The organism is Rodentibacter pneumotropicus DSM 21403, assembly GCF_000379905.1.
In the GTDB taxonomy this organism is placed as follows: domain Bacteria; phylum Pseudomonadota; class Gammaproteobacteria; order Enterobacterales; family Pasteurellaceae; genus Rodentibacter; species Rodentibacter pneumotropicus.
In genome coordinates, this window is the sequence record NZ_KB904040.1 from 186,584 (window position 1) to 201,258 (window position 14,675).

Here is a 14,675-nt window from a genome sequence, read left to right on the forward strand (position 1 = left end):
AACCTAAAATACGGGCTTTTAACACGACTTGCCTACGGGTAGGTTACTGACTTGAAATCAGAAAAAGAGTAGATTATGACCACCTCATTTAAGCCCGAATTACTTTCTCCCGCCGGTTCTCTAAAAAATATGCGCTATGCCTTTGCCTATGGTGCAGATGCCGTCTATGCCGGTCAGCCTCGTTATAGCTTACGAGTGCGTAACAATGAATTTAATCATGCAAATTTAAAAATCGGTATTGATGAAGCGCACGCCCTTGGTAAAAAATTCTATGTCGTTGTGAATATTGCACCGCATAATTCTAAACTCAAAACCTTTATTAAAGATTTACAACCCGTTATAAATATGGGACCGGATGCGTTGATTATGTCCGATCCTGGTTTGATTATGCTGGTGCGTGAGCATTTCCCCGATATTGATATTCATCTTTCCGTACAAGCCAATGCGGTAAACTGGGCAACGGTGAAATTTTGGAAACAAATGGGGCTAACCCGCGTGATTTTGTCCCGAGAACTTTCCTTAGATGAAATTGCTGAAATTCGCCAACAGGTGCCAGATATTGAACTTGAGATTTTCGTACATGGCGCATTATGTATGGCATATTCTGGCCGTTGCTTGCTTTCCGGCTACATTAATAAACGCGATCCAAACCAAGGCACTTGCACTAATGCCTGCCGCTGGGAATATAAAATGGAAGAAGGCACGGTAGATGAAGTGGGCAACATTGTACCGAAAATTGATCCTAGCCAACAAATTGAAATAAAAAATGTTGCGCCAACTTTAGGTGAAGGTAGTGTAACAGATAAGGTATTCCTTTATACCGAATCTCAAAAAACTGATGAACAAATGACTGCCTTTGAGGACGAACACGGCACTTATTTTATGAATTCAAAAGACTTACGTGCAGTACAACATGTGGAAAAATTGACTGCACTTGGTGTTCATTCCTTAAAAATTGAAGGTAGAACCAAGTCTTTCTATTATTGTGCCCGTACCGCACAAGTGTATCGAAAAGCAATTGATGATGCCGCGGCAGGTAAACCTTTTGATGAAAGTTTGATGGATACCCTAGAATCTCTCGCCCACCGAGGTTACACCGAAGGATTCTTGCGCCGTCATACACATGATGAGTATCAAAACTATGAATACGGCTATTCTATTTCTGATCGCCAGCAATTTGTCGGTGAATTTACCGGGAAACGTAACGAACAAGGCATGGCAGAAGTGGCGGTAAAAAATAAATTTTTACTCAATGATGAAGTGGAAATGATGACACCACAAGGTAATATCAATTTTAAAATTGAGAAAATGCTAAATCGAAAAAATGAAGCAGTGGAAGCCGCATCAGGTGACGGGCATTTCGTATTCTTAGATGTACCGAAAGATATTAATTTAGAATACGCTCTCTTGATGCGCAATCTGGTGAATACAAACACACGTAACCCTCACAATTAATTGTTAAATAAATGTTGCATTTACTTTAAAAATCATTATAATCCCTAGCCATACCTGATTTGTTAATTCAACAACTCATAGTATGACTCCAAATATTTTGCCCTTTCAATTTTTGAAAGGGCTTTTTTTGTGTGCATTTAAGAAACATTGTCAGTAAAGTCAAACAATCGCAGTTTTATAATTCGGTCTTTTTTCTCTCTGAATGGATAAATTGTGAATCTTTTAAGCTATAAGCAGCGATCCAAAACTACAAAACAAATCGCATAAAAAATACACTCTAATCTTCGCACTCTAATAATTATACGGTATGATGTGGCGCGGAATTTATTTAAGGATACACTATGAAGCATCTCTCAATCTTACTGGCTTGTATGCCGATTTTTACTTGGGCAAATCAGCAATCAATACCAATACAAAATGAATTTAACCGTTTTCAACAGCAAGCAAAAAATCAAAATGAGCAGCTTCAGCAAGTACAGCAACAGCGTTGGCTTTCACAGCATCAATATCAAACGGAACAACAAGAGCATACTCAAGCTGATTTATCTCAAGTTTGCCTACCGTATAGTGAAGTGAAGTTTGTGGGTTTCCATTTAATCGATCCTTTGCCTTTTGCACCAAAAAAGAATGAGTGTTTAAATGAAGAGCGTTTAAACCGACTCAGTCAGGATCTTACTTCTGCTTACTTAGCTTTAGGTTATGTTTATAATCCTTTTCAATTTGAAGACGATGGCTCCGGAAAACTCACAATGAGAGTAACAGAAGGGAAGGTAAGTTTGCTTTCCAGTAACAGCGAGCGACTCAATTTTACTATGCTTTTCCCGAATATTTTAGGTAAGCCGTTAAATATTAAGGATCTGGATCAAGCATTAGATCAGGCAAATAAAATGCCGGGAAGTAAAGTGAGCGTTGATGTGCTACCGACAAAAAATGGAGAAATTGAGTTGTCCTTTGTAAATGAAGAAAAATCTCGTGTAACAGGTTATGCTGGTATGGATAATTTTGCTTCAAAACGCTCGGGACGTTGGCAAGCTAAAGGCGGGCTAAATATTGATAACCCTCTGGGGCTTTCCGACAGTCTTTATCTTAATGTCAGTCACAGTTTGAAATCTTATCATCATAATTTTAACCGCTCATTTTCATTCTTCCATACTATCCCTTATGGTTATTGGTCATTAAGTACCTTTGGCTCTTTTTCGACATTTAAGTCTACTCTTCCATTACAATATAATACCGTTGAGCAAAAGGGATATACTTGGCAGGCAGCATTGCGTAGCGACTACACATTTCAACGTGATTCTAATTCAATTTCCAATCTTTATGCACAGTTAGAAAGGATTAAAAGTAAAAGTTATTTTCATGATAGTTTAATTTTGTTGCAAAGCCCCACATTAACAACCGCTCAGATTGGTATTAATCACTTACAATTATTTTCTTATGGCTCATTGATGACCGATTTTAGCTATGAAAGAGGTTTAAAATGGTGGAATTCCATAGCAAATCATGGACGCGATCAACCGGAAGGGCAATTTAATCGTTGGCGGGCAGAATTACAATTTAACGCGTTTTATCCAATTAAATCTCAGATTTTCCGCCAATCTAGCCGTTTAGTCGGGCAGTATAGTCATAACTATTTACCGAGTATTAAGCAGGAAGAATTGCTCGGGCGTTATGCTGTACGTGGTCTTAATGATTTTTCCCTGTCAGCTGAGAAAAGTGCTGTACTACAAAATAATTTAGGTTGGTTACATCAATACAAGCAATGGCAGATTGAACCCTATTTAGGGCTGGATATCGGGATACAAAAAGCAACGGCACCGGATGCTAATAGCCAAAAAGCGTTTGGTTATGCGTTGGGCATGAAAGCCTCTCATCCTCGTTGGTACATACAATTGGAATGGGCAACGGGACGATTATTCCAACGGAATCAAATTATTCAAGAACGAAGTATTAATGTGAATTGGCATGTTATGTTTTAATTAGTCAATAAGATGTTCTTAATTAGGCATAGGTTATCTAAATTTGAAGGAAATAAAAATTGGTAAAAAATTGTGATACAGGTCACAAATTTACATATTAAAAAAAAAAATCATCGGATATTTAATAATTGATGCTTAGAATATCCTGTACGCCAAACGATGTGTTAGTTTTTATCAAGAAATGAGTAAAACAAATTGTTGGCAAAAGAGGGGTAAACAGGAATGCTTGCCAACTTAACTTTTATTCTTTTTCATTCTGGATCTCTATCTATGCAAAAATTTTCTCTTTCTAAAATCACAATCAGCTTATCATTGTGCTATGTAACACAATTTAGCTATGCGGATATTCAAACCTCAAACAGCAATACACAAGTCACTCGTCAAAAAGGTGTAGAAATAGTGAATATTGCTACACCAAGTCAATCAGGCTTATCCCATAACCAATATAATAAATTTAATGTTGATAAAGCGGGGGCTGTACTCAACAACGGATTACAAACCAGCCAAACTCAGCTTGCCGGAGAGGTAGGTAAAAACCCTAATTTACGCACACAAGCGGCTACGGTTATCTTAAATGAAGTGGTCAGTCATAATCCATCCTATATTGCGGGAAAACAGGAAATTGCGGGGCAAAAAGCTGACTATGTGTTAGCTAACCCGAACGGGATTAGTGTGGATGGCGGTGGTTTTATCAATACACCGAGAGCATCATTAGTGGTGGGTAAAGCAACTGTCGAAAGTGGTAAATTGACCGGTTATAGCATAGATGGTGAACAGGGTTTAACGACAAAAGGTACGATGTCAGGAGCAACCAATGTGGATTTAATTGCTCCAACAGTCAATGTGTCAGGCAATCTCCAATCAGATGGTAATGTGAATATTTTACAGGGTCATAATAAAATTGAGCGGGCGGATAACGGAGAATTAACCGTTAGTGTATTACCACAGCAAGAAAAAGTATTAGACGGTACAGTCGCAGGTAGTATTCAAGCGGGTCGTATTCGTATCCATTCAACAGACGATCGTGCTAGTTTAGAGGTTACTGGTAGCAACTTAACCGCGAAGCAAGTGACAGTAACCGGCGGTAATGTGAAATTAAATGGGAAGATGGTTAACAATACTACTTCTTCCTCTAAAAATATTAGTGATAAGGATCGACTTGTTGGTAAAGGTAAATTACGTAAAGACACTCAACAGTTTGATAAAACCTATGTGAAAGCGGATTCTGCGACTGTGGTTGCGTCTAATCACTTGACATTAGAGGGGGCAGATATTCAAGCTAAAGATGTAGTATTAGTCGGTGGTAAAACTCATTTAGGCACGGTAAAAACGAAAGAAAGAACTATATCATCTGAAGATCGTGCAAAAGGAAATGCAAAAATATCCGAAAGTTCATTTGGTACGACTGAAAAGGCTCATAGCACAAAAATTGTATCGGATAATCTTAAACTCATTGCCACAGATGGAAAATTAACAGGTGATGCGTCCAAGATTAATGCTCAAAATCTTGTTTTACACGGTGAAAAAGGGGTTACGTTCCAAGGGGTAACAGAACAGAGTTACTATGCTGATTCTTCAACCTTTAAAAATATTTCGTCTAAACGTAAGACCGGTAGAAGTTCACAATCTGCAGCTACTCAGAATTATGTGGCAAGCGAATTGAATGTGAAAGACAATTTAATTATTTCAAGTGGGGCAGATATTCAGTTTGCAGGAACAATCGGACGTATTGATGGTGATGTGGTTGTTGCAAATAATGGCGAACTTCAATTCAAGTCAGAGGAAGTTAAAAATAGTCATAATGTTGATGATAAAGAAAAATACTGGGGAGGTTTAGCAGGCTCAAAAACCTTGGTTTCTACCCGTAATGATAGAGAGCAGCACGGAGCGGATTTTACTGTACAAGGGACAATTTTAGCTGATGCTAAGAAAGGAGTGAATATTTCAGGTAGCCGGGTCATTTCAGGTAAAGAGGCGTTAGTTAAAGCAAATGAAGGTAGCCTACGATTAGATTCTGTAGAAAATTTCAGCTCTTATCAAGAACAAGGTCGTATAGGGACAATTTTCAATATTACGAAAGAGCGTACTAAGGGCTATAAGGTTGTTTCTACCCAACAGGGTTCAGCTTTACATTCTCAGTCCAATTTGAAATTAGTTACAGATAAAAATGTAGATATTATTGGTAGCCGCGTACAAGCAGGTGGCGTGCTTGATATTGTTGCCGGTGGCGATATTAATATTCAAGGCAGCCGAGACTATTTATCCCAAAATCATACCCAATCGGGTATTGGGTTTACCACTAAAGTGGAAAAACCTACATTATTGCTGGATAAAGAAGGCGTTGTAAAATCTTCCGTTGATCTTCTTGTCAATGTGATTGAGGGTAAGGTTAAACGTGATGAGTTCGCTAAAAATTTAGTGAGTAATGTCAAAGACAATTTGAAGTTTAAAGGCGAAGCTAGCGCCACTCTTGGTTTTTATAAACATAATAAATCATTGATGGAAGGTACGCATACTGCATCGTCAGTGAGCGGTGGTGAAACCAATTTAACCGCTAATAATGTAAATATAGCGGGGAGTAAAGTGTCTGCAACAAAGACCGATTTGAATATCAACGCAAACAATGTCAATACGCAGGCACAGCATAATTCTGCGACTTCTACGAAGAAAAATACGGATGTAGGGATTACTAATACGGTAACCGTAACCGAAAGCGGTATTACAAATAAACTCTCATTAGGAATCCAACATTCACAAGCCAATAGTTCAACAACTTCCGCACAAGGCAGTCAATTATCCGCTGCTAATAATCTGAATATAAATGCAAATCAAGCTATTAACCATAGCGGTTCACAGCTTAATGCCGGGCAGAATATAGCTGAAAACGCACAAAATGTGAGTCATAAATCGGAAAACAATACAGAAAACAGCAATAAGAAAAATGTTGATGTTGGCTTAACCTTAACGACATCCCTTGATAAAAACAAAGTTGTGAGTGGCAGTCTTGTATTGGGTGCTTCTGGTGGACGTGAGCAAAGTTCTGCGACAAATGCACAAAGTACAACTGTAACGGCAGGTAATGATGTAAATGTGAATGCCAACCACTTAATTGATGTTGGGACACAATATCAAGGCGGTAGTAATGTTAATCTCAACTCACAGTCGCACAATATTCAATCGGCTCAAAACACCAAGCAGAATGATAAATTAAATGCGGGGGTTACTATTGGGGTTAGTGCCAGTACAAAAGATTTTGCAAGTGCAAATGTTGGGGTAAATGCAGGAATTCACTTCCAAAAAGATCAGAGCAATTCAACGACGGCTCATAAAGCAAATGTACAGGGGGAGAATGTTAATATCACCACTGGGACATTAAACAGCCAGGGGGATATTTCGGCAACACACAATGTGAATATCAATTCTGATCAAGCAAACTTTACCCAATCGCAAAATACCAGCAGCCATAAAGGAGGGGGTTTTACCCTTAATGTTGGTGTTGGTGCGATTGTCGTTCCAGCAGCAGGTGCAGCAGTACCGTCTGTCGATGTAAATTTCACGGCTAATGGGCATAAAGGCAACCGTACAGATGCTGTCTCGCATAATGTTCAAGGTGGCAACAATGTGGGTATTCATGGTAAAGAGGGTGTGAATTTACAGGGCACAAATGTTGTGGCAGGCAATAATGTATCGATCACTGGTGAAACCGTCAACGTACAGCCAGGTAAAAGCCAAGTACAGGATCTCAACGTAAGCGTGGGTGGTGGAGTGAGTGTCGGTGCAAATACCTCTAGCCTTGGCATTAACGGCAATGTGAACGTCCAACACGAAAATAGTACCACCCATCAAGGTGTGTCGCTCAACGGTCAAAACGTGAACATTCAAGCTAATAATGGTGTGAATTTAATCGGTGTAAGTTCAAACAGTACCGACCTTAACCTCAATGGTGGCAAAGGTGATGTGAGCTTAAATGCGGCGAAAAATAACGTGAACAAAACTGGGGTCGATGTCGGTTTATCACTAAACGGCGGGATTAGCGATGATAAATGGACACCGGCGAGCGGTTCAGGCAAACTCAATGTAGATGTAGTACGTAATGAAACTCATACTACAACCGATTTAAATTCGCAAAATGCTACCCTTTCTGGAAATAATGCTCACTTTAACGGTAGCAGTATCAATGCAGAAAATGTCATCAATAACCTTAAAGGTAACGTCACTACCCGCCCTGTTACAGATAAGGTGAACGAAACTAGCGTACACCTTTCTGCGAATGGTAGCGGTAAATTTACCCCATACCCTGCGGATAAATGGGCAGAAAGTGCGAAGAAAGATTGGGATAACGGCACAATTGCAGGGGTAAAATCCGATGTGAATGTGAAAGTAGATTCCACCAAAACCGAAACGGTAAAACAAGGCGGGATTAATCCGGAGAAACCTCAAGTAGTCAAAAACAAGGTGGTGAAAACTAACGTTGTTTTAACCACCAAAAAGAAAGAACAGCTTCTCAATATGATGAAACGTGGATATTTCCGCAGATAGTCAGACGTTAAATAAATGACCTTGCCGAAACACACTGCTTTCAAAGCAGTGTGTTTCGGTAAATTTTTTGCAAGCTGTAGAAGATCAAACTCAATCTAACAATTCTCGTTTAAAATTACAGTGCCTATCAGGTTCATTTGAGCCTAAATTCTTTTCCGCCCAAATCCGTTTTCCATTAAGCAGTGTTACCATAGGTCTTCTTCCTCAGCACATTTTTCCTTGATGGGGTCGATGACAGTTATAATACATTCACCACTTATCTAAATCAGCTTGTAGAAAATCTTTGGATTTTCAAAGCTACTTTTCTTGAAGTCTGCCAGTTCATCTATCGGCAATTTCTCCCAGTTTTCTATTGCTTGCCAATAGGTCATGTGAAAAATAATCGATTTTTTAACCGCACTTTAGAAACAAAAAGGCTATTCTTTCGAATAGCCTTTGTTAATTTAAGTAATAGTTAATTTAAGTAATAGTTAATTTAAGTAATAGTTAATTTAAGTAATAGTTAATTTAAGCAATACAATTATAAATAACCGAATAAACCTGTGAAAATATAACCAAAGATACTGGAAGTAATTACTCCGATTAAACCCGGTAAAATAAAGCTATGATTAATCACAAATTTACCAATACGGGTTGTGCCGGAACGGTCGAATTGAATCGCAGCCAAATCACTTGGGTAAGTCGGTAAAATATAATAACCATAACATGCCGAAGCAAAGGCAAGAATAATTGCAGGATCAACGCCAATACCTAATGCGAGTGGAACAAACGCCACTAATGCCGCAGCTTGAGAGTTTACAAACTTAGAAATTAATAACAGCATTACTGCATAGGTCCAAGGATATGCTTTTACAACATCACCCAGTGTTGCTTTCATCATTGGCGTATGGACAGTAAACATAGTCTCAGCCATCCAAGAGATACCAAACACCGCGACTAACGCAATCATACCGGAACGAAAAATTTCATTTTTACTGATTTTATTTGGCTCTGTTTTGGTAAAGATAACAATTAGTGCGCCGGCTAATAGCATAAAAATTTGAATTACATGAACCATACTGATGTTAACCTTTTTATTCATGCTATCTTTTAAAACAATTGTGGCATTATCAATCGTTTCGGCTTTATCACCTGTATGGATAACAACTGAGCTGTTGTCTTGTACAGATATAATTTGAGCGAGTTCTCCTTTCTCATTATAAACTTCAACACGACTATAAGTGGTTTTACTTTTTGCTTTATTATCTTTCACATCAAAGGCCACAACGCCATCTTTTGTGGTAGCAATAATTTGACCTTCTTTTACATTAAAGCTTTTTACTGTTTTACCGTAGGAAACAACTTCAAGAACTTGTGCCGGTACTGATTTCTCAAATGCGGGGCGTAATTCTTTAAAATAACCTAGTAACGCAACAACTAAAATTGCACTAAAGAAAATCCACATCGCATTCCAACTGGATTGTGGCAATTTTTTATCAAGTAATGAGGCACTATCGCCATAAACATATTCTTTGAAACTAGGATCTTGTAGTTTTGCTTGAAATTCAGCATCTTTATCCAAATCTTTACCACGAAACCAGCTAAAAATACCAATCGCCAATACTCCACAAAGCGTAGACGGAACAGTAATTTTTAATAAATCTAAATAACCATCAAAGCCTGCTAGTGGTGTTTTGGTATTAACCAAAAACGCAGTTAATGTGACAACCGCAACAGAAACCGGTGAGGCAATAATCCCCATTTGAGAGGCAATAGAGCTCGCAGCCATCGGGCGTTCAGGACGAATACCATTTTTAATCGCAATATCATAAATAATTGGTAGCATGGTATAAACCACATGTCCGGTACCACAAAGAATCGTTAAAAAACAAGTCACAAACGGGGCAAGAATACTGATATATTTTGGATTTTTACGTAGCATTTTCTCCGCAATTTGTAACATTACATCTAAGCCACCACTTGCTTGTAATGTTGCTGAGGTAACCACTACCGCAAGAATTGTTAACATAACATCAATTGCTGGTTTACCCGGCTCAATACCAAAACCGAATACCAACACAATTAACCCTACACCACCTAACATCCCCAATGCGATACCGCCCTTTCTTGCACCATAAAACAAACAGATTAGTACAATAGCGAGTTGAATAACAAATTGAGAACCTTCACCTAAGTTAGTTAGAAAATCCATAGATACTCCAATAAATTTAAAATACGGGCTAAAAAATTTGGTAAATACTAACACAAATAATTAACACTAATTAAGTAGTATTCGATAACTTATTGTTCTATATCAATTAAGAAAGTATTAATGAAATAAATCAATTGAAAAATGAAAGTGCGGTTTGTTTGAAAGAAATTTTAGATAAAAAATTAGGCGACCTAAAAAAGGTCGCCCAACTTGAAATTATTGATTATTTTGAACGTAGTCAATCGCAGATTGAACAGTTGTGATTTTTTCAGCTTCTTCATCCGGAATTTCAATATCGAACTCTTCTTCTAAAGCCATAACTAATTCAACTGTATCTAAAGAATCCGCACCTAAATCTTCAACGAAAGAAGCTTCAGGTTTCACATCTTCCTCTTTGACACCTAATTGTTCAACGATGATTTTTTTTACGCGTTCTTCAATGCTCATTTGTTTTTCCTATGTTGTTATAACTCATTACTGAGCGGTTAGTGTATGAATTTTTAATATTCTTGCAAGCTTTTCACAAGTGGTCGCACCACAAAAGCGCAATCAAAATACATACAGAGAAAAATAACGATATACCTTTTATACATTTAAGGTATAACCAAATTATATTGCGAGGCTGATTTTAACATTATCTAAAATCTTTGGCTATGATTTTATAAGGAGAAATCGCCTAACAAAAAATAGCTATTCCCATCAAGGAATTAGCTCATATATAAGCCACCATTTACGTGCAATGTAGTACCCGTAATATAAGAAGCATCACCCGAAGCTAAAAAAGCAACTGCTTTTGCAATATCTTTTGCTTCACCTAAATGGCCAGCAGGTACATTAGAAAGAATCCCCGCTTTTTGTTCGTCCGTTAATACATCCGTCATATCTGTTGCGATAAAACCCGGTGCGACCACATTAACGGTAATACCGCGAGACGCGACTTCTTTTGCTAATGCCTTCGAGAAACCAATCACACCCGCTTTCGCTGCACAATAATTACTCTGTCCAGGATTACCTGTTGATCCCACCACTGAACCAATATTGATGATGCGCCCGAAACGCTTTTTCATCATAGAACGTAACATCGCTTTAGAAAGATGATATACCGAGCTTAAATTGGTTTGCATAATATCAAACCATTCATCATCTTTCATACGCATGAGTAAATTATCACGCGTAATACCGGCATTGTTTACTAAAATATCAACATCACCAAAATCATTTTTGATTTGTTCTAGTGCAACTTCAATAGAGGCTTTATCTGTTACATTTAAGACTAAACCTCTGCCTTTTTCACCTAAATATGCGGAAATCGCCTCTGCGCCTTTTTCTGAAGTCGCCGTACCGATAACAAATGCGCCTTTTGAGGCCAATTCTTCTGCAATCGCACGACCAATTCCACGTGTCGCGCCTGTTACTAAAGCAATTTTATTTTGCATCTTTTCTCCTTTTTACGCTAAAAATTCTTCAATGGTACTGAGTTGGGTAAGATCATTTACCGATATTGCTTGTAAATCACTCACTATACGTTTTGTTAAACCGTTCAATACTTTGCCCGGACCAATTTCAACCAAAACCTGTACCCCATCTTGCGCCATTTTTTCTACGGTTTCCGTCCAACGTACCGGGCTATAAAGTTGACGAATAAGGGCCGCACGAATAGTAGTATCTTCTGATTCTGTTGCGACATCAACGTTATTAATTACTGCAATTTTTGGTTCATTCACCTCGATCGTTTCCAAGGTAACAGATAATTTATCCGCAGCCGGTTTCATCAATGCACAATGTGATGGAACACTCACCGCTAATGGTAACGCACGTTTTGCCCCTGCTTCTTTACACAATGCTGCGGCACGCTCGACTGCCGCTTTTGCACCGGCAATCACGACTTGTCCCGGTGAGTTGAAGTTCACTGCTGCAACCACTTCGCCTTCCTCAGCTTGCTTACAAGCATTGATAATAGCCTCATTATCCAAACCAATGATCGCATACATTGCACCAGTCCCTTCAGGTACTGCTTGTTGCATTAATTTGCCTCGTAATTCCACTAATTTAATCGCATCTTGAAAGTCTAACGCCCCAGAACAAACTAAAGCTGAATATTCACCTAAACTATGCCCCGCCATCACGTCTGCTCTCAGATGAGGATATTTTTCTTGCCAAACACGATAGATAGCAACAGATGCGGCTAAAAGCGCCGGCTGGGTTTGCCAGGTTTTATTAAGTTCTTCGGCAGGACCTTGTTGAACAAGTTTCCATAAGTCATAGCCAAGTACATCAGAGGCTTGATTGAAGGTTTCAATAATAATCGGGTATTCAGTGGCAAGCTCCGCAAGCATACCGACACTCTGAGAACCTTGTCCAGGGAAGACCATTGCAAATTTTTTCATCCTTTTTCCTATTTATTCTAAATTGAAATATTTCTTTGATAAAAATCAGCGTCCTTGACTGCATATATTAAAAAGTGCGGTCAAATTTAACCGCACTTTCCAATAATTCCACGTTGATTCTAACAGAATTATCAGAAACGCACCAATGCAGAACCCCAAGTCCAACCACCGCCGAAGGCTTCTAATAATAACAGTTGCCCACGCTGGATACGCCCATCACGCACCGCTTCATCCAATGCCACCGGCACGGTTGCCGCACTATTATTCGCATATTTATCCAAGGTAACGACTACTTGAGACATATCCATTTCTAGTTTTTTCGCCGTTGCACTGATAATGCGTAAATTTGCTTGATGTGGCACAAGCCAATCTAAATCTTTTTTATCGAGATTATTTGCCGCTAAGGTTTCTTCCACTACATTAGAAAGTTCACGCACTGCAAGTTTGAAAGTTTCGTTGCCTTGCATTTCAATATAACCGGATTTTTCAACACCACGCTCGGGTTGTGGTAAAACCAACGCATTATGTTTATCTACAGAAGCGTGTAAATGCGTTGAAATAATCCCTTCTTGTTCACTTTCTTCTAAAATGACCGCACCAGCACCATCACCAAATAACACAACGGTGCTGCGATCCGTTTCATCTAATTTGCGAGAGTTAAGATCAGAACCAATTACTAAAGCTTTTTTTACTTTACCTGTTCGGATAAATTGATCGGCAACACTTAAAGCATAAACAAAACCGGTACAAGCAGCGGCCAAATCGAAAGAAATAGCATCATCAATCTCCAGCATCCCTTGGATTTGACAAGCTGCACTTGGGTAAGCATAAAAACTACTTGTGGTTGCAACAATAATAAGATCGATATTTTGAGGATTAAGTTCAGCACTTTTAATGGCATTTCTCGCTGCCTCAAATCCCATTGTTGCAACAGTTTCATCCGCTGTGGCAATACGACGTTCACGAATCCCCGAACGAGTCACAATCCATTCGTCTGAGGTGTCAACCATTTTTTCAAGATCCGCATTGGTGCGGATTTGGCTTGGTAAATAACTACCGGTAGATAAAATTCTGCTATTCATAATCAATAAGTTAAGTCATTAATAACGGGCTAGACCTGCCAAAATTTTTTCAGGAAATTTCTGACGGGCTTGAAAAGCGGCATCGGCAATAGCATGAGCAAAAGCATTCACATTTGCACTGCCATGGCTTTTTACCACCACCGCATTCAATCCAATAAGCGACGCGCCATTATATTCATCAGGATTAATATGTTTTAAGCGTTGATAGCTTGTTTTAAACAAATAACGCACTCCCCAAAAAACAGGTTTTAAACAGTAATGTTTAGACTGCCCTTTGAATAAAGATAAAACATTTTTTGCCGCACCTTCTAAGGTTTTTAAAGCAACATTGCCGGAAAAACCGTCACTGACGATCACATCAGCTTTACCGTTTAATAATAAATCACCTTCAACAAACCCGATATAATTAAGTGCGGTCGATTTTTCTAATAAATTGGCAGCATCACGAATAAATTGATGCCCTTTAATTTCTTCCACGCCAATATTCAATAATCCGATTCTGGGATAAACTAAATTAAGTCGATGTTCGGCAAAAATGCTCCCCATTATAGCAAATTGATAAAGATTTTCCGCACTACATTCAAGGTTCGCACCGAGATCCAACATCACCGATTTTTCACCGTCAACGGTCGGTATCATAGAAACCAAAGCAGGTCTGGCAATTCCTTTAAGAGGTTGTAATAAAATCTTCGATAATCCCATCAATGCCCCGGTATTACCGGCACTGACACAACCTTGCGCAACACCGTGCTGAACCGACTCAAGGGCTAAACGCATCGAGGTATTTTTACTACGACGAAGTGCATAAGAAATCCCCTGATTATTATCAATCGTTCGTGTGCAATGATGAATTCGAATACGGTTTAAACAGGGTTTTGGGATATTTTCAAAAAAAGGGGAAATTTGTTGGCTATCACCAAATAAGATTAAGGAGAGCATTGGATCATTTTCCAACGCTAAAAGCGATGCGGGGATAGTAATACGGGGACCAATGTCCCCGCCCATCACATCTAACGCTAAGGTTAGACGATTCAAGTGAATA

At 38.8% G+C, this 14,675-nt stretch carries 9 protein-coding genes and 1 pseudogene; 3 read left to right on the forward strand and 7 right to left on the reverse strand.

Features of this window, described 5'->3' with window-relative positions:
* Positions 1-75 precede the first annotated feature (75 nt).
* The 3 genes from trhP (at position 76) to A3GE_RS10905 (ending at position 7,973) form a co-directional block, all read left to right on the forward strand.
* Entirely contained in the window at positions 76-1,455 is a 1,380-nt protein-coding gene (gene trhP, locus A3GE_RS0100970; protein ID WP_018355416.1) for a prephenate-dependent tRNA uridine(34) hydroxylase TrhP, read from the forward strand.
* A gap of 341 nt (positions 1,456-1,796) precedes the next feature.
* Positions 1,797-3,434 (forward strand): ShlB/FhaC/HecB family hemolysin secretion/activation protein, encoded by a 1,638-nt coding sequence (locus A3GE_RS0100975; RefSeq protein WP_018355417.1) that lies wholly within the window; start codon positions 1,797-1,799, stop codon positions 3,432-3,434.
* A gap of 270 nt (positions 3,435-3,704) precedes the next feature.
* A complete protein-coding gene (locus A3GE_RS10905) occupies positions 3,705-7,973 on the forward strand; it encodes a hemagglutinin repeat-containing protein (RefSeq protein ID WP_160171485.1) in 4,269 nt (1,422 codons plus the stop codon).
* Between the two features lie 90 nt (positions 7,974-8,063).
* On the opposite strand, the pseudogene A3GE_RS11990 reads toward A3GE_RS10905, so the two are convergent.
* The 7 genes and pseudogenes from A3GE_RS11990 to plsX form a co-directional block, all read right to left on the reverse strand.
* Positions 8,064-8,249, reverse strand: a pseudogene (locus tag A3GE_RS11990) (hypothetical protein); the annotation flags it as partial.
* 244 nt (positions 8,250-8,493) lie between these two features.
* Entirely contained in the window at positions 8,494-10,164 is a 1,671-nt protein-coding gene (locus A3GE_RS0100985) for an anaerobic C4-dicarboxylate transporter (protein ID WP_018355419.1), read from the reverse strand.
* A 216-nt stretch (positions 10,165-10,380) separates the two neighbouring features.
* A complete protein-coding gene (gene acpP, locus A3GE_RS0100990) occupies positions 10,381-10,611 on the reverse strand; it encodes an acyl carrier protein (RefSeq protein ID WP_005544465.1) in 231 nt (76 codons plus the stop codon).
* A gap of 260 nt (positions 10,612-10,871) precedes the next feature.
* Complete coding sequence (gene fabG / locus A3GE_RS0100995) at positions 10,872-11,600, reverse strand: 3-oxoacyl-ACP reductase FabG (RefSeq protein WP_018355420.1); 729 nt, start codon at positions 11,598-11,600, stop codon at positions 10,872-10,874.
* 12 nt (positions 11,601-11,612) lie between these two features.
* A complete protein-coding gene (gene fabD, locus A3GE_RS0101000) occupies positions 11,613-12,551 on the reverse strand; it encodes an ACP S-malonyltransferase (protein ID WP_018355421.1) in 939 nt (312 codons plus the stop codon).
* A gap of 131 nt (positions 12,552-12,682) precedes the next feature.
* On the reverse strand, positions 12,683-13,633 hold the full coding sequence (locus A3GE_RS0101005; RefSeq protein WP_018355422.1) for a beta-ketoacyl-ACP synthase III: 951 nt from the start codon (positions 13,631-13,633) through the stop codon (positions 12,683-12,685).
* 18 nt (positions 13,634-13,651) lie between these two features.
* Positions 13,652-14,668 carry a phosphate acyltransferase PlsX gene (gene plsX / locus A3GE_RS0101010; protein ID WP_018355423.1) on the reverse strand — a complete coding sequence of 339 codons (1,017 nt, stop codon included), beginning with the start codon at positions 14,666-14,668 and terminating at the stop codon, positions 13,652-13,654.
* Between the last annotated feature and the right edge of the window lie 7 nt (positions 14,669-14,675).

Bases quoted from the DNA above. Each gene is read 5' to 3' on its own strand.
- trhP (WP_018355416.1), top strand. From the start codon at position 76: ATGACCACCTCATTTAAGCCCGAATTACTTTCTCCCGCCGGTTCTCTA.
- A3GE_RS0100975 (WP_018355417.1), top strand. From the start codon at position 1,797: ATGAAGCATCTCTCAATCTTACTGGCTTGTATGCCGATTTTTACTTGG.
- A3GE_RS10905 (WP_160171485.1), top strand. From the start codon at position 3,705: ATGCAAAAATTTTCTCTTTCTAAAATCACAATCAGCTTATCATTGTGC.
- A3GE_RS0100985 (WP_018355419.1), bottom strand. From the start codon at position 10,164: ATGGATTTTCTAACTAACTTAGGTGAAGGTTCTCAATTTGTTATTCAA.
- acpP (WP_005544465.1), bottom strand. From the start codon at position 10,611: ATGAGCATTGAAGAACGCGTAAAAAAAATCATCGTTGAACAATTAGGT.
- fabG (WP_018355420.1), bottom strand. From the start codon at position 11,600: ATGCAAAATAAAATTGCTTTAGTAACAGGCGCGACACGTGGAATTGGT.
- fabD (WP_018355421.1), bottom strand. From the start codon at position 12,551: ATGAAAAAATTTGCAATGGTCTTCCCTGGACAAGGTTCTCAGAGTGTC.
- A3GE_RS0101005 (WP_018355422.1), bottom strand. From the start codon at position 13,633: ATGAATAGCAGAATTTTATCTACCGGTAGTTATTTACCAAGCCAAATC.